General features: G+C 66.3%; 16 protein-coding genes. 13 read left to right on the plus strand and 3 right to left on the minus strand.

The features are described 5' to 3' along the window. Nucleotides 1–3: 3 nt before the first annotated feature. The 13 genes from ON41_RS37905 to ON41_RS37965 all read left to right on the plus strand — a co-directional run bounded on the left by ON41_RS37905 (nt 4) and on the right by ON41_RS37965 (nt 10,511). A complete protein-coding gene (locus tag ON41_RS37905; protein WP_169336548.1) occupies nt 4–438 on the plus strand; it encodes a nuclear transport factor 2 family protein in 435 nt (144 codons plus the stop codon). Nucleotides 439–451: 13 nt separating this feature from the next. Then, nucleotides 452–934, plus strand: a complete 483-nt coding sequence (locus ON41_RS37910) for a nuclear transport factor 2 family protein (RefSeq protein ID WP_040754212.1) — start codon at nt 452–454, stop codon at nt 932–934. Between the two features lie 12 nt (nt 935–946). Continuing rightward, entirely contained in the window at nt 947–2,476 is a 1,530-nt protein-coding gene (locus ON41_RS37915) for a ferritin family protein (protein WP_040754213.1), read from the plus strand. Next, nucleotides 2,473–2,781, plus strand: a complete 309-nt coding sequence (locus ON41_RS37920; protein ID WP_040754216.1) for a toluene-4-monooxygenase system B family protein — start codon at nt 2,473–2,475, stop codon at nt 2,779–2,781. The genes ON41_RS37915 and ON41_RS37920 overlap by 4 nt, the downstream gene beginning before the upstream one ends. After that, nucleotides 2,778–3,083, plus strand: a complete 306-nt coding sequence (locus ON41_RS37925) for an MmoB/DmpM family protein (protein ID WP_040754217.1) — start codon at nt 2,778–2,780, stop codon at nt 3,081–3,083. The genes ON41_RS37920 and ON41_RS37925 overlap by 4 nt, the downstream gene beginning before the upstream one ends. A gap of 62 nt (nt 3,084–3,145) precedes the next feature. Then, nucleotides 3,146–4,123 carry a ferritin family protein gene (locus ON41_RS37930; protein ID WP_246461638.1) on the plus strand — a complete coding sequence of 326 codons (978 nt, stop codon included), beginning with the start codon at nt 3,146–3,148 and terminating at the stop codon, nt 4,121–4,123. Beyond that, a complete protein-coding gene (locus tag ON41_RS37935) occupies nt 4,120–4,452 on the plus strand; it encodes a Rieske (2Fe-2S) protein (RefSeq protein ID WP_040754218.1) in 333 nt (110 codons plus the stop codon). Before ON41_RS37930 ends, ON41_RS37935 begins: the two co-directional genes overlap by 4 nt. Further along, a complete protein-coding gene (locus tag ON41_RS37940) occupies nt 4,449–5,690 on the plus strand; it encodes an NAD(P)/FAD-dependent oxidoreductase (RefSeq protein WP_040754219.1) in 1,242 nt (413 codons plus the stop codon). Before ON41_RS37935 ends, ON41_RS37940 begins: the two co-directional genes overlap by 4 nt. Then, nucleotides 5,687–6,439, plus strand: a complete 753-nt coding sequence (locus ON41_RS40980; protein WP_083905928.1) for an uL22 family ribosomal protein — start codon at nt 5,687–5,689, stop codon at nt 6,437–6,439. Before ON41_RS37940 ends, ON41_RS40980 begins: the two co-directional genes overlap by 4 nt. A gap of 34 nt (nt 6,440–6,473) precedes the next feature. Next, the gene (locus tag ON41_RS37950) at nt 6,474–6,773 is read left to right on the plus strand and encodes a putative quinol monooxygenase (protein ID WP_040754220.1); all 300 of its coding nucleotides are present in this window, start codon (nt 6,474–6,476) and stop codon (nt 6,771–6,773) included. Next, a complete protein-coding gene (glyA, locus tag ON41_RS37955) occupies nt 6,773–8,050 on the plus strand; it encodes a serine hydroxymethyltransferase (RefSeq protein WP_040754221.1) in 1,278 nt (425 codons plus the stop codon). Before ON41_RS37950 ends, glyA begins: the two co-directional genes overlap by 1 nt. Nucleotides 8,051–8,070: 20 nt before the next feature. Continuing rightward, nucleotides 8,071–9,513: an NAD-dependent succinate-semialdehyde dehydrogenase gene (locus ON41_RS37960; protein WP_040754463.1), complete on the plus strand. Its 1,443-nt coding sequence runs from the start codon at nt 8,071–8,073 to the stop codon at nt 9,511–9,513. A gap of 35 nt (nt 9,514–9,548) precedes the next feature. Next, entirely contained in the window at nt 9,549–10,511 is a 963-nt protein-coding gene (locus tag ON41_RS37965) for an AraC family transcriptional regulator (protein WP_040754222.1), read from the plus strand. A 4-nt stretch (nt 10,512–10,515) separates the two neighbouring features. On the opposite strand, the gene ON41_RS37970 is transcribed toward ON41_RS37965, so the two are convergent. From ON41_RS37970 to ON41_RS37980, 3 genes are read right to left on the minus strand one after another with little or no spacing between them, the layout of a single operon-like run. After that, complete coding sequence (locus tag ON41_RS37970) at nt 10,516–11,826, minus strand: class I SAM-dependent methyltransferase (RefSeq protein ID WP_051163470.1); 1,311 nt, start codon at nt 11,824–11,826, stop codon at nt 10,516–10,518. A gap of 24 nt (nt 11,827–11,850) precedes the next feature. After that, nucleotides 11,851–14,049, minus strand: a complete 2,199-nt coding sequence (locus ON41_RS37975; RefSeq protein WP_051163473.1) for an FAD-dependent oxidoreductase — start codon at nt 14,047–14,049, stop codon at nt 11,851–11,853. After that, nucleotides 14,046–15,104: an alpha/beta fold hydrolase gene (locus ON41_RS37980; protein ID WP_051163548.1), complete on the minus strand. Its 1,059-nt coding sequence runs from the start codon at nt 15,102–15,104 to the stop codon at nt 14,046–14,048. Before ON41_RS37980 ends, ON41_RS37975 begins: the two co-directional genes overlap by 4 nt. Nucleotides 15,105–15,119 lie beyond the last annotated feature (15 nt).

Genomic DNA, 15,119 nt, shown 5'->3' on the forward strand with positions numbered 1-15,119 from the left:
CCCGTGATCAACAGCAGCCCACAGGACGTCGTACTCGGCTTCCTCATCGCGTTCGCGGGCAGGGATCCCGACCGCGCTGTCGCGCACGTCGCCGACGGTGCGGCGGTGAATGTGTACGCCCTGGGCGTGCACGATTCGGGCGCGACGGTGATACGCACGGTTGTCGAGGATCTGCTGCGCGCATTTCCCGACTTGATTGTCACCGTCAAGAAGGTTGTCACCACCGGAAACGTCGTGACGGCGGAAATCAAAATTCAGGGCACCCAGGCGAATTCGTACGCCGGTGCCATCAATCAGGAGAAGCACCTCGATCTGGACGAGGTCTGGCGATTCGCTGTCGAGGGTGACCGGATCACACGGATCGACGCGTACTGGTGCCAGCAGCAGCTGTACCGACGCCTCGGCGTCAAGCGGTTCGACCACGTCGCGCTCGTATAAAAGGAGACCGAAGATGACCCGATCATCGACCCTCGGCGCGCCGCGAACCGCGTCTCGGAATGCCGCTGTCGTCGCGGAGTTCTTCGAACGCTACCGCGCACACGATGTCGACGGGATGACCGACCTCTGCTCGGTCAATGCCGACTTCTCGTACCCGCCGTTCGAAATGTGGGGAAAGCAGCGCGTTCTGCGCGGCGACGGCAAGGTCGGCACTGTCGGCAAGGCCATCTGGACGGGACTGATCGCCGCCTTTCCCGACCTGACCAACACCGTCCACACCATCGAGGCCAACGAGGACGGCGACGTCGTGGCGCAAGTGGATATCGGTGGCACGCAACAGTATCCGTGGGGATATGTACTCCCGGCGGGCAAGGCGTACACCGAACCGCACCTGTTCGTGTTCAAGGTCTCGGGCGACGGTCTCATCGACTCCATCACCGGTTACTGGAACAACGCCGGCCTCAGCCGGCAACTCGGCCACATGGAAGTCGACTAAGGAGAAATGTCAATGCTGTTGAAGCGAGAAGAGTGGCAGGGGTTCGTCCGCGATGTCGACTGGACGCTCACCTATGTCGACGACGAGGCCGTCTATCCGGAATGGCATTCCGGCACAGGCAAGGTGCCTCGTGAGGCGTGGTCCGGGTGGGAGGAATCCTACAAGGTCACCTACCCGGAATACGTTGCGACCCAACGCGAGAAGGAAGCGTCGGCGTACGCGGTGAAGGCGGCGCTGCAGCGGTCGAGCACGTTCGAGAATCTGGACGAGGGCTGGAAGTCGGCAACGAAGATGCATTTCGGCGGTGTCGCACTCGTCGAGTACGCCGCGGTGCTCGGCGAGTTGAAGATGGCGCGATTCGGTCTCAACGGCGCGTGGCGGAACATGGCGACGTTCGGACAGCTCGACGAGCTCCGGCACGCGCAGATCACGACGTTCTTCGGGCACGAGTTCATCGCCAAGGACCCCCAGTACGACTGGACTCAGAAAACGTTCCACACCAACGACTGGGTGCCGGTCGCGCTGCGAAACCTGTTCGACGGCATGATCACCGCACCCAATGTGGTCGATCTCGCGATCGAGCTGCCGTTCACCTTCGAAACCGGCTTCACCAACCTGCAGTTCATCGCGCTGTCCGCCGACGCCCTCGAGTCCGGCGACGTGAACTTCGCGAACATGATCTCCTCCATTCAGACCGACGAGGCCCGGCACTCACAGCAGGGCGGGCCGACGATGGAGATCCTCGTCGAACACGATCCGGTGCGCGCGCAATGGGTTATCGACAAGAGCTTCTGGGGCTCCGCCCGCGCCTTCGCCGCCCTGACCGGACCGGCGATGGACTACTACACGCCGCTCGAGCACCGCAAGCAGTCCTATCGAGAGTTCATGGAGGAATGGATCATCGATCAGTTCGTCCACACGATCGAGGACTACGGCCTGAAGAAGCCGTGGTACTGGGACGAATTCATCCGCGGTCTCGACACCTGGCATCACGGACTGCACATGGGCTTGTGGTATTGGCGTCCCACGTTGTGGTGGCGGCCGAAGGCCGGGGTCAGCAAGGACGAACGTGCGTGGCTGGCGGCCAAATACCCCACGTGGGAACTGCTGTACGGCGACAAGTGGGACGTCATGATCGACCAGGTCAACGCCGACAACATCGAGGCGACCCTGCCCGAGACGCTGCCGTGGCTGTGCAGTACCTGCCATCTGCCCTGCTGCAATGCCACGCCGTCGCGTGACGGGAAGTGGCGGGTGCGCAACTGGGAGCTGGACTACGACGGCCGCAAGTACCACTTCTGCACCAACGCGTGCCGGCAGATCTTCTGGAAGGACCGCGACAACGTCAACCACGAAACCCTGATCGACCGGTTCCTGGACGGACAGATCCAGCCGATGGACGTCGGCGGAATCCTGAACTACATGGGACTGACACCCGATGTCATGGGCGACGACCCGGATTACGCCGCCTGGACGCGTGACTACATCGGACGTGCCGCTGCCGGTCTCGCCGGTGCTCCCACGGAGGTGGCAACCAAATGACTCGAGCAACCCCTGTTGCACTCGGTCCCGAGGATCGCGCCCCCGAGCTGGTGCCGTTGAACGCGATCTTCGCCACCGATTTCGTGCAGATCTTGGTGCCCGTCACGACCGCGGCCACCATGGCCGAAGTCGCGGCGGCGGTAGCGCACCACGTCGAGGGCAAGCGCGTTCGGGCGCTGCCCTACCACAAGGTGGTCCTCCACAACGGTCGCGCTCTACCCGACGACATGACCGTCGCGGAGGCGGGAATCGCTCCGCTCGACCACATCGCAGTGGAATACGTTGTCCCGGAGGTCACGTCATGAGCGTCGTCGGTCCCATCCTGCGTATGGGAGATCACGTCGAAGAAGTCATCGCGGCGATCCGCGACGACAATCCCACCCAAGACATCGCGGTCGTGGATCGCGGCTCCTACATTCGCGTGCAGGGACACGATCGGATAAGGCTCACCGAGAACACGCTTCGCGCCTATCTCGGGGCCGACTACGAGATTCGCTCGTTCGGAACGATGATGTCCTCCTTCGTCGGACGCGTCATCACCAACAGCGACGAAATCGTCTGGGAAAGCATCAAGCGCCCCACGTCCGAAGGAGCACTCGCACCATGACCGCCGACGCGCGCAAACCCCGTCCCCGGCGCACATTCAGTGCGTTCGGTGACGTTCGGAAAATGCCGAGTGAGTACGAGATCGTCACGCACGGTCAGAACTGGACGACCCGTCCGAACCGCAATTCCGTCTTCGAGCAGAACCCGTCGTCGGCGCCGAACCTGTGGTTCCAGACCTACCGTGACAACACGGCTTTGCAGGCGGACGACTGGGAGAGGTTTCGCGACCCGGACCAGTACACGTACCGGATGTATGTGAACGCCCAGGCGGAAGCCGAGTCGCGGGTGCACGGCATTCTCGAGCAGTACGCGGCCCTGGGCGCAGATTCCACCTTGGCGCCGGGGTGGGTGGAGACGCTGGCCACGGTCTACACGCCGTCGCGCTACCCGGTGCACGGCTTCCAGCAGATCGAGGCCTACATCGGCTACCTCGCTCCGACGTCGTACGTGACCAACACAGCCGGGCTGTCGACAGCGGACTTCCTGCGCCGCGTCACCACGATCGCTTACCGAACCCGGGGACTACAACAAGCTCAACCGAATTCGGGAATCGGTACCGATCGCGAGCGGCAACTGTGGGAAACCCATACCGACTGGCAGCCCACGCGGAAGGCCGTCGAGACCGCGTTGGCCACCTACGACTGGGGGGAGGCGTTCACCGCGCTGAACCTTGTCCTGCTTCCGACCCTCGACGATGTGCTCACTCGTCAGTTCGGGGAGATCGCCCGCGACAATGGTGACGAACTCGCGTGGCTGCTCCAGGGTTTCCTCGACCATGACAACCAGCGCCGCAACCGCTGGAGCAAGGCCCTGGCGGCTTTCGCGATCGGGCAGCGTCCCGCCACCGCGAAGGCGATCGCGAAATGGGTCGCGAAATGGTCGCCGATCGCGGACGCCGCCGCGCACGGCATCGCGACGATGCTCGCCGCGACCCCCGAGCACCCACGCGATGCCGACGACGTCTCGGCGGCGGCCCGGCGCACTCGCGAGGCGTTCGTCGACGAACTGCTCGAGCCGGCCGAGGGGGCGAGCGTGCCATGACCGAGAACGGCACCGAGACACGGAATTGGCAAGAAACGCAGCACATCGACGATCTGTGGGAAGACGAGATGGTCGGCGTCGAAGTCGACGGCAAGAAGGTCCTCCTGGTCAACGCCGGGGGAGAGGTTCGTGCCTACGAGAACCGATGCCCCCATCAGGCCTGGCCGCTCGACGAGGGCGACCTCGACGGAGGGCAGCTCACCTGCGTGAACCACATGTGGACCTTCGACGCGCTGACCGGTGCCGGCATCAACCCGTGTGATCACGCGTTGAAGGCGTTCCCCTGTCGCGTAGACGTCGACGGGATGATCGAGGTCGATCTCGGATGAGTGCGCGTCACGTGGTAGTCGGCGGCGGCGTGGCGGCGGCGTCGGCCGTCGCCGGCCTGCGCGCGGGCGGCTTCGAGGGAGCGATCGTGCTCGTCAGCGACGACGAGTCGCTGCCGTACGAACGTCCACCGTTGTCGAAGTCCTTTCTCGATGCCGACAGCGAACCGGAACCGACGTTCGTCCACGACGAGGCGTGGTACGCCGAGCAGCAGATCGACGCCCTGCTCGGCGTGCGCGCTCAGCGGATCCACCCACGCGAGCATCGTGTCGACCTTTCCACCGGCGAATCGCTCGACTACGGCGGACTGATCCTGGCCACAGGCGTGCGCCCACGGCCCGGACCGGGCACCGCCGAGCGCGTCGTCCTGCTGCGATCACTCGCACACGGCCGCGAAATACGCGCCCGGCTGGCGAACGCGGAACACGTTGCCGTACTGGGTGGAGGCTTCATCGGCTGCGAGGTCGCCGCGACGGCGACCGCACTGGGGAAACGGGCAACGATCATCGAGCGCGCCGGCGTTCTGATGAAGAACGCGCTCGGGCCCGCACTCGGCGAGGTGTTCACCGACATCCATCGCGCGAAGGGTGTCGAAACCCTGCTCAACCGTGTGGTTCTCGCCGTCGAGGAGCGGCGCGATTCGGTTGTCGTGCGGACCGATCACGGCACCGTCGAAGCCGATCTGGTGGTCGTCGGCGCCGGCTGTGTCCCCAACGTCGAACTGGCCGCGGAGGCAGGTATCACGGCGGCCGACGGAATCGTCACCGACGAGTTCTGCCGGACGAATGTGCCCGACATCTACGCCGCCGGTGACGTCGCCTCGGTGTATCACCCGTTCTACGACCGCCACCTGCGCGTGGAACACCATGACACGGCGATGCACCAGGGCGCAGCCGCGGCACGCAACCTCCTCGGCTACCGCGAACCATTCCTGGATGCCCACTGGTTCTGGTCCGACCAGTACGAACACAAACTGCAGCGGGTCGGGCGCCCCGCGCCGAGCGACGAGGTCGTCATCCGCGGCTCCGTCGACGAACTCGACTTCTCGGCATTCTCGCTGCACGACAACCGCATTCGTAGCGTCACGTCGCTCAACCGCGGCCGCGACGCACTGGCGGTTCGGCGACTCCTGTTCGCCGACCACAGCGCGACCGCCGAGCAACTTCGCGACGAATCGGTCCAACTCAAGCGATTGGCCGCTCGGCCGTCGATTCGAGCATCGCGGCTGGAGGCATCATGACGACGTTCACCGCACTGAAGGTCGAGGAACCACAGGTGCGCGTCCCGCACGCGGACGCGGCGCGAGCCGCTGCCGCCGTCTCCGGCATGACCCTGCCGGACGCGTTGCGGCAGTTGCGGTTCGCTCCGGGTCGCGCCTGCGAGCCGGTTGCCCGAATCGTCGAGAAGGCGATCGCCGACGCTCGAGCATCCGGACTGGAGCCGGGCCACCTCGTCGTCACCGAGGCTGTCGCGAGTCCGGGTGAGGATATCGTCCGCGTTCGGCGCAAGGCGCACGGCAAAGCGGACTGGATCTCGAGCGTCACCAGCGACATCGTCCTGCACCTCGCGCCGCGCGGGCTCGTCGACAGTGAGACGGCCGATCCGCCGCAGTCGTCCGCGCCGGAACCTGACGAAACCGCTTCTCGCCCAGCGAGCGCGGTGACAGCGGACGCGATCGGGGAGGCCGTCCGCGAACGGCTCTACGACGTGATCGACCCCGACCTGGGTGTCAATATCGTCGATCTCGGATTCGTCCGCGCGGTCGAGGTCGACGCCGGGGTTGCGTGTATCACGATGACCTTGACGTCACCGGCCTGCCCGTTGACGGGCGTCATGACCGACCAGATCAGAACAGAACTACTGGGGTCGGGCGAGGCAGCACCGGTCTCGGACTTCCACATCGACTGGGTGTGGGTTCCGCCATGGAAGCCCGCCGACATCTCCGACGACGGCCGCGAACAGCTGCGCGCCATCGGATTCACCTTCTGACGTACACCGTTCATACCCCGAGGGAGCTGCTGTCATGGGACACGTCGTCGTCGCCACGTGGGTTGCCAAACCCGGCGAAGCAGATTACGTCCGAACGATTCTGGAGAAGATGACTCCCGGTAACCGTGCCGAGGAGAAAATGGTCCACTTCCAGGCTCAGGTCAGTACCGAAGATCCGAACGTCTTCATCGTCTACGAGCACTACACCGACGCAAGCGGATACGAGGAGCATCGCGCATCCGAAGCTTTTCAGAATCTCGTTCTCGGCGATGTGATCCACCGACTGGAAAGCCGTGCGGTGCGTACCTACACGACAATCGGTCCTCGAGCGTGATGGATCTCCCGCTCGCCGAACTGGACCCCGATCTGGCGGCCATGATTCACGGCGAAATCCGGCGCCAGCAAACGACATTGGAGATGATCGCCTCGGAGAATTTCGTTCCACGCGCCGTCCTCGAGGCGCAGGGCTCGGTCCTGACCAACAAGTACGCCGAGGGATATCCGGGCCGCCGCTACTACGGGGGCTGCGAATTCGCCGATCAGATCGAACAACTCGCGATCGATCGCGTGCAGGAATTGTTCGGCGCCGAGCACGCCAACGTCCAACCCCATGCCGGGGCGCAAGCGAGCGCGGCCGCATTGAGCGCATTCGCCGAGCCGGGCGACACCATCCTCGGTCTCGACCTGGCACACGGCGGACATCTCACCCACGGAATGTCGCTGAACTTTTCGGGCAAGCTCTATCGCGCGGTGACGTACGGGGTCGACCCCGCGACATCGCTCATCGACATGAATGCCGTGCGCGATATCGCCGTGCGTGAGCGCCCGCGCATTCTCATCGCCGGCTGGTCGGCCTACCCACGTCAACTCGACTTCCCCGCCTTCCGGTCGATCGCCGACGAGGTCGGCGCCTTCCTCTGGGTCGATATGGCGCACTTCGCCGGACTGGTCGCGGCGGGCCTGCACCCGTCGCCCATCCCGTGGGCCGACGTCGTCACCACGACCGTGCACAAAACGCTCGGTGGCCCGCGGTCGGCGGTCATCCTGACTCGCGCGGAACACGCGCGGCTCATCGACCGCGCCGTGTTTCCCGGCCACCAGGGCGGGCCGCTGATGCACGCGATCGCCGCGAAGGCGGCCGCGTTCAAAATCGCAGCGACCGAGGAGTTCCGGCGTCGTCAGCAGCGATCCGTCACAGGCGCGGGCCTGCTGGCCGACCGGCTCGGCAGCGCGGATGTGCGAAACACCGGGGTCGGGGTTCTCACCGGCGGAACCGACGTACATCTGGTGATGGTCGACCTGCGACGTTCGGCTCGGACGGGCCGCGACGCCGAACAGGCCCTGCACGAGGTCGGAATCACGGTCAACCGCAACGCCGTACCGTTCGACACGCGCCCGCCGATGGTCACATCCGGCCTTCGCATCGGAACCTCCGCCCTGGCGACGCGAGGATTCGGCGCCGGCGAATTCGCCGAAGCAGCGGACATCATCGCGGAGAGCTTGACGGGCAGCACTGCCACCGGCCGGCTTCGGGACCGAGCCGCCGCCCTCGCCGACCTCCATCCGCTCTACCCACATCTGGTGCCGGCGACCGACAGGAGCAATCCGTGACCACTGCCACGAGAACCCGCATCGACGCCGTAATCGACACGCTTCCCACCCGATTGTCGATCGGCGGGCACGAGGTCGACTCCGCCGACGGCCGGACATTCGCGGTGCACGACCCCTCCACCGGAGACCGGTTCATCGAGGTAGCCGACGCCGGTCCGGCGGATTGCCTCGCCGCACTCGACGCCGCCACCGCCACGCAACCGGGCTGGGCGCGTACTCCCGCGCGGCGGAGGGCGGAAATACTCTCTCGGGCTTACGATCTCGTCATCGAGCGCGGTGCGGAACTCGCGTTGCTGATGAGCCTCGAAATGGGCAAGGCGATCGGGGAAAGCCGTGCGGAGGTGGCATACGGCGCCGAATTCCTGCGGTGGTTCAGCGAGGAAGCCCCGCGCATCCAGGGCCGGTACACCCACGCACCGGCGGGCGGCGGTCGCATCCTCGTCACCAAGGAGCCGATCGGGCCCGTTCTCGCGATCACTCCCTGGAACTTCCCGCTGGCCATGGGAACTCGCAAGATCGGGCCGGCACTGGCCGCCGGATGCACCATGATCGTCAAACCCGCCGAAGACACGCCGCTGACACTCATGGTTCTCGCGCGCATTTTCGCCGACGCCGGCCTGCCGCCGGGTGTGCTGTCGGTGCTGCCGACCACCCGGGCACCGGAACTCAGCCACACCTTGACCGCGGACCCGCGCCTGCGAAAGATCACCTTCACCGGGTCCACCGCCGTCGGCAAGCGGCTGATCGCGCAGGCTGCCGACCAAGTCCTCGGGACGTCGATGGAACTCGGCGGCAACGCCCCCTTCCTCGTGTTCGACGACGCGAACGTCGACGACGCCGTCGACGGGGCCCTCGCCGCGAAGATGCGCAACGGCGGCGAGGCATGCACGGCGGCCAACCGATTCCTCGTGGCCGACAGCATCCGCGACGAATTCACCGCCGCACTGGCGCAACGAGTCTCGGCTCTGCGGGTCGGCGCCGGATACGACGAGGACACCCAGCTCGGCCCGCTGGTGAACCAACGACAACTCGACCGGGTCCATGGTCTGGTTCGAGACGCCGTCGCCCGCGGCGCGACGACACTCACCGGTGGCCGGCAGCTCGAACAACCGGGCCACTTTTACGCACCCACCGTCCTCACCGACATACCCGCCGACGCCCGGGTGCTCCACGAGGAGATATTCGGGCCCGTCGCCACCGTGACCGGATTCGACGACGAAAGCGACGCGATCGCGGCAGCCAACGCGACCGAGTACGGTCTCGCCGCGTACGTCTACACGAACGACCTGAACAGAGCCCTGAGAGTCGCCGAAGCGCTCGACGCGGGCATGGTCGGCATCAACCGGGGCGCCATATCGGACGCCGCCGCGCCATTCGGTGGAGTCAAACAGTCCGGACTCGGCCGCGAAGGCGGATCGGAAGGAATCGAAGAATATCTCGAAACGAAATACATTGCTATTTAGGGGCCATGTCGAGTATAATTTCGAAAATGTCGGCTATGTCCACCGCGAGCCAGATCGAGCATCATTTGACCTCAGGCGATCTCATCGCCGAGCTGGCTGCGCGTGCGCCGCACATCGGCGCCAACGAGGGTGGGTGGCCCGGTCTCACCATCTACCGGTTCACCGAGCCGACAGAACCGCAGTGGGAGGAAATTCAGTCGCTCTCGCTCGGAATTGTCGCGCAGGGACGCAAGGCAGTGACCGCGGACGGCAAGCGATATGTGTACGACCAGTTCAACTACCTGGTATTGAGCAGCAATCTTCATTTCCAGGCCCAAATTCTGGAAGCGTCACCCCGTAAGCCGTTCTTCTCGTTCGTATTGCAGATCGATCCAGCACTCGTTCGCAAGGTCTCGACCGACATGCTCGGACGGCGTGCGGCGCCCTTCCCGCCGATCCGCGCCGACGACGATTTCGACAAATGCGTCGTCTCCGCGCTCGATCACGAATTGATGAGCAGTGTCCTGCGGTTTCTGCGGTCGCTGGCGGTCGGCGCGGATCGTCGCGTTCTGGCGCCGCTGTATATGCAGGAGATGGTGTACCGGGTGCTGCAGCGCGAGCAGTTCGCGCGGATGCTCCACATCGCCGCACAGCAGGCATCCGGAAATCCCGTAGCCGCCGCACTCGTGTACATCCGCGAGCATCTCGCCGAGCCGCTGGCGGTGCCGGACCTGGCCGAGCAGGTCAGCCTCAGCCCCTCGGCATTCTCACACCTGTTCCGAGAGGTCACCGGACGGTCGCCCTACCAGTTCGTCAAAGAGGTCCGTCTGGATCGCGCTCGTGAACTCCTGGTAGAGGGGCGCCTCTGCGTGGCCGACGTGGCCCGGGCCGTGGGATATTCGAGCGTCTCCCACTTCATCAAGGAATTCCGAGGCCGTTTCGGCACGACGCCCAGAGACTATGCCAACGCGGGGTCGCTCGGCCAAGAACTCCGGACCGCCCGTTCCGACGTCGGCTGACGCGTTAGGCCCATTCCTTGCGGTAACACAAGGGCATTCCCGAGAGGCCGGATGCCGGCGTGCGTACCGCCAGGATCTGGTTCACCCCGATGTAGTTGCGCTCGAATGCCAACGCGGACGCTGCCATATAGAGGCGCCACACCCGCGTGACGCCGGGGGAGGTGTGCCGGACGGCCTCGTCCCAGTTCGATTCCAGGTTGGACACCCAGTTCCGTAACGTGAGCGCGTAGTGCTCTCGGAGGCTCTCCACGTCGCGGACCTCGAAGCCCGCCTCCTCGAGTTGCGTCACGGTCCGGCCGATCGGCGCCAACTCGCCGTGGGGGAACACGTAGCGATCGATGAATATGTCGCTCCGATGGGCGTCCTCGCCCGGCGATGCGCGGCGCGCGATCTGGTGGTTCAGCAGCCGCCCGCCCGTCCGCAGCAGCCGGTGCAGGTTCGTGGCGTAGTCCGCGTATCTGGTCCGTCCGACATGTTCGGCCATCCCGATCGAGGAGATCGCATCGAACGGACCGTCGGAGATCTCCCGGTAGTCCTGGACCCGAATCTCGACCCGGTTCGTCAGTCCGGCCTCGGCCACCCGTTGGCGCGCATACGCCGCCTGTTCACCGGACAGCGTGATGCCGACCGCCGAGACGCCGTACTCCCGCGCGGCGTGCAACGCCATCGATCCCCATCCGCACCCCACGTCCAGCAGTCGCCGGCCCGGCCGCAGCGCCAATTTCCGGCACACCAGGTCGACCTTCGCCCATTGCGCTTGCTCCAAGGTCTCGTTCGGCCGGTGCCAGCAGGCGCACGAGTAGACCATCGACGGGCCCAGCACCAGCTCGTAGAAACGGTTGCCCACGTCGTAGTGATGCCGGACGGCGGTCCGGTCCCGCCGCAGCGTGTGCGGCCCCCAGCGGTGGCGCCGGAACTCCTCCGGCGGAGCCGGTGGCGGTAAGCCGACGCCACTCAGCCTGGCCAATTCGATTGCCGCCGAGCGAATCCGCCGATCACCCACCGACCGCGCCGCCGCGGCAAGCCGCGGCCGCCGGTGTCCCGTCCCGTCGTGCGACACCGACCCGGCCAACAGCGTCAGCCCCTCGTACAGGTCCCCTTGCAGGTCGATGTCGCACGCCGTCCACGCGCGCGCCAGTCCCAGTTCGCCTGGCCGCCACAGCATTCTCCGGAGGGCGCGCCGGTTCCGGATGACGAGTGTCGGCGTCGCCGGTGGTCCGTATTCGCTTCCGTCCCAAGCGCGAATCCGTATCGGGAGTGGACCGCCCAGCACCTGCTCCACCAGCGTGGCGATGCGATGAGCTGTACTGGCCATGTCGCACACCTCCGTGCCGAGAACTCAGTGCGGGCCGGGCGCACCTCTCGGAGTCGGGCGATAGGTGGCCACCACCCCCGTGACGAAATGCCGGCCGAACGCCGTGAGCAGGCGCGCGTCGGCGGTGCGGAAGCCGGCGAGCTGGCGCGCGAAGCCGAACGGGCTGATGCGGAGCCGGCCCGCGCCGACGACGGTGTCGCCGTCGAGGAGCCGGAAGTTCATCGTGGTCAGGTCGGGCCATATCCGATGGAGGGCGCCCGCGCGCATATCCTTCCAGCCGTCGAGCAGCAGTGCACGACCGTCGTCCGCACGAAAAGGCAGCCGGTACCGTATCATTCGACTGCCGTTCGTCGCGTCGCGGGCGAGCAGGTGCAGCGTCCCGTCGGGCACCGGCCGACGGCCCCCGAGGGCCACGCAGTCGAGCCACCCGTGCACCCGAGCGGGCGCGTCGAGAAGGGTTCTCGCGTCGGTGATCGTGACGGTCAGCCGCAGTGTGCAGGGGTGGTCCCCGCTGTGGGCCACGCCCGGGGCCGTCGTGCCGGGCGCGTAATGTCCGGTCATCTGTTCACTGAACGTCAGCGGGTTGCCGACGGCCGGGGCGGGCTTCGCGGGCGGGCACACGGATATGACGGTCGGGCCCTCTTCTAGGAGGCGGGTGCACATCCGGTCGGACATCGCCGCGATCGTGAGCGCGGGATTCACCCCGACCGGACCCGGCATGGCCGCTCCGTCCGCGACATAGAGCCCCGCCGGCCCGAAAACCTGGCCGTACGAATCGCATACGCCTTCCCCGTGATGGTGACCCATGGGAGCACCGCCCAGCGGATGGACGGTGATCGGGACATTGCCGGGGCCCGGGTGGGCGCCCCACAGCCGTGCGCCCATCGCGTCCGCGACGCGGCTCATCACAGCGCGAGTCGCGGTGAAATGTGCTGCGCTGTCGGCCGTCTTCCACTCGACCCGGAGATCGTCCCCGCGCAGGGTCATCACACCCGTGGGACGGTCCTCGCCGAGACCGAGCACACACGACGCATGAGCGGACCGCTCCGACGATCCGATGAGTTCGGCGAGGTCGCGACCGAGGTCACCCGGCGGCCGGTCGACGAATCGACCGGCGACCTGAGCCGCGAGAAACCGTGCGGCACGCGTCATGACGTCACCCAGGGCGTAATGCTCGCCGACCCAGTCGACGAAGCCGGGGTAGCCGCCGTCCTGCAGCACGGCGTTGCGGCCGGGGATCCGCAGCGAGGTGGTGATCACCGGTGCACGACTCGGGTGCAAGGGTTCCCGCGCACGCCAGAGCACTCCGACCATATCTCCGTTGCCGCTGAACCGGGTGCCGAGTGCGCTGCCGAGCCAGGGCATGGCGTGGCGACTGTGCAACAGGAGCCGGGTGGTGCCGAAGGTTCCCGCGGCCAGGACGAGCCGGTCGCAGGTGATGGTGCCGTGGGCGCCGTCCTCGTGACAGACGAAGTCGACCTCGTACCCCGGCCGGATCGCGATGACCTCGTGCAGCGTCCGCAGCTGTGCGCCATGCCGGTGGGCGGCGGACAGATAGGTGTGATCGAGAGTGTTCTTGGCCCCGTCGTTGCACCCGAGATCGCACTCGCCGCACAGCCGGCACGTGCTGCGGGGCATCCCGTGCAGGTTGCCGTACGCCGACTCCGCCACAGGGACTCCGGGGCGCGGCGATTCCCCGGGCTTCGCCGCGAAACTGACTGCCAGCGGCGGTAATTCCCACTCCAAGCCGACCCGGTCCGCGGCACGCCGCATTTCCGTCGCCCGTCCCACGGCGTACCCCGGCTCGGCCAGGGGGTAGGGGGCCGGGGTGAGCATCCGCTCGACAGCGTCGTAGTGCGGTTCGAGATCCGCCCGCGTGACCGGCCAGCACTGAAAGCCGCCGCCCGGCAACGGCTCCCGGACGAACTCGTGCTCGCGACGGGCCAGCACGTTGGCGTAGATCAGCGATCCGCCGCCCAGACCCGCGGCGGTCAAGGCGGTGAAATCGGTGAACTTGCGCACGTCGAACAGCCCGTAGCGATTCGACGGTGGATGCCAGAACGACCGCGCCAGTTCCGCGGGCAGGCGCGGGAACGAGCCGGGTGGGTACCGCGCCCCGCGCTCCAGCACGACCACCTCCAAGCCCGCCTCGGCGAGGCGGTACGCGGCCACCGCTCCGCCGAAACCCGATCCGACGATCACGACGTCGACGTGCTCGTTCATCGCGACATCCGCTTCAGGAAGTCCGCGATGCGCGGATAGACGTCCACGTGTGCGTAACGTCCTGCCAGGCTGTCCATGTGGCCGTAGCCGACGATGGTCTCCAGCTCCTGCAAGCCGGGCCGCAGCTCCTCCAGGCGCCGGAACCAGATCGGGTTGGAGCCGGGAAAGGTTCTGTTGAGTTCGGATTCCAGCATCAGCACCGGGGTCGCGACGGCGGCCGCGCCCGCGAGATAGTCATCCGGCAGTCGCGCGTAGGTGGGATCGTCCGGGTGGTATTTCACGGCGCGGCCGGCCTCGATCATCCGATAGACGTGGCGGAAGTAGCTCAAGCCGGTCGGACCGAAGAGTTCGGTGATCCGGGCATGGGTCGCCGGGTGCAGGTTGGCGTGTTCGTACAGCACCGGGTTACCCGATCCACACAGGAAACTGACCATGTGGCAGGCCGGTTCGTCGCACTCGCGGTGGCCCCACGAGACCAGCCGGGAGAACAGCCGAGCCCGAGATAGCGGGCGCGCCGACGCGTATCGGGGGTCCAGGGTCGTGAAACCCAGCAGTTCTCCCAGCAGGGGAGGTCCGAGCAAGCCTTTGACCCTGGCCCACAACGGAACTCGCGGGGTGAGGCCGACGCTGTTGCAGACCAGACTGGTGACGTCGCGGACCGTTCCGCCGAACACACTCATCGCGAACGACATCGAGCCGAGACAGTGCGCCACCACGTGCACGCGGCGATCGCCGATGTGCCGGCGCAGTTCTCGCATCGCCGCCGGGTGGTCGAACAACGCGATGTCATCGAGGGTGTCGTCGCGGGTCTCGCCGTTGTACGGCAGCCGTTTGCTCATCCGGAAGTCCAGCGCCCACACATCGGTGAAGCCGTTGTCCAGCAGAAACGTCGTCAGGTTGCGGTCCTGCTCCGGCAGGATGAACATGTCGCTCGACATCATGTGGCCGTGCACCAGCAATACGACGTCGTCGCAGTCGGCGCGCCGAAACCTCGTCAGCCGCAACAGAAGTCCGTCGTCGGTCCCGAACTCGTACACCGTACCCGCGAGTGTCATCACGCCCACCACACA

This window comes from Nocardia transvalensis NBRC 15921, assembly GCF_000308875.1.
GTDB classification, from domain to species: Bacteria; Actinomycetota; Actinomycetes; order Mycobacteriales; family Mycobacteriaceae; genus Nocardia; species Nocardia transvalensis.

Excerpts from the sequence above, each read along its gene's own strand:
- ON41_RS37965 (WP_040754222.1), top strand. The coding sequence starts at position 9,549 with ATGTCCACCGCGAGCCAGATCGAGCATCATTTGACCTCAGGCGATCTC.
- ON41_RS37970 (WP_051163470.1), bottom strand. The coding sequence starts at position 11,826 with ATGGCCAGTACAGCTCATCGCATCGCCACGCTGGTGGAGCAGGTGCTG.
- ON41_RS37940 (WP_040754219.1), top strand. The coding sequence starts at position 4,449 with ATGAGTGCGCGTCACGTGGTAGTCGGCGGCGGCGTGGCGGCGGCGTCG.
- glyA (WP_040754221.1), top strand. The coding sequence starts at position 6,773 with ATGGATCTCCCGCTCGCCGAACTGGACCCCGATCTGGCGGCCATGATT.
- ON41_RS37980 (WP_051163548.1), bottom strand. The coding sequence starts at position 15,104 with ATGACACTCGCGGGTACGGTGTACGAGTTCGGGACCGACGACGGACTT.
- ON41_RS37915 (WP_040754213.1), top strand. The coding sequence starts at position 947 with ATGCTGTTGAAGCGAGAAGAGTGGCAGGGGTTCGTCCGCGATGTCGAC.
- ON41_RS37935 (WP_040754218.1), top strand. The coding sequence starts at position 4,120 with ATGACCGAGAACGGCACCGAGACACGGAATTGGCAAGAAACGCAGCAC.
- ON41_RS37925 (WP_040754217.1), top strand. The coding sequence starts at position 2,778 with ATGAGCGTCGTCGGTCCCATCCTGCGTATGGGAGATCACGTCGAAGAA.
- ON41_RS37930 (WP_246461638.1), top strand. The coding sequence starts at position 3,146 with ATGCCGAGTGAGTACGAGATCGTCACGCACGGTCAGAACTGGACGACC.
- ON41_RS37920 (WP_040754216.1), top strand. The coding sequence starts at position 2,473 with ATGACTCGAGCAACCCCTGTTGCACTCGGTCCCGAGGATCGCGCCCCC.
- ON41_RS40980 (WP_083905928.1), top strand. The coding sequence starts at position 5,687 with ATGACGACGTTCACCGCACTGAAGGTCGAGGAACCACAGGTGCGCGTC.
- ON41_RS37910 (WP_040754212.1), top strand. The coding sequence starts at position 452 with ATGACCCGATCATCGACCCTCGGCGCGCCGCGAACCGCGTCTCGGAAT.
- ON41_RS37975 (WP_051163473.1), bottom strand. The coding sequence starts at position 14,049 with ATGAACGAGCACGTCGACGTCGTGATCGTCGGATCGGGTTTCGGCGGA.
- ON41_RS37950 (WP_040754220.1), top strand. The coding sequence starts at position 6,474 with ATGGGACACGTCGTCGTCGCCACGTGGGTTGCCAAACCCGGCGAAGCA.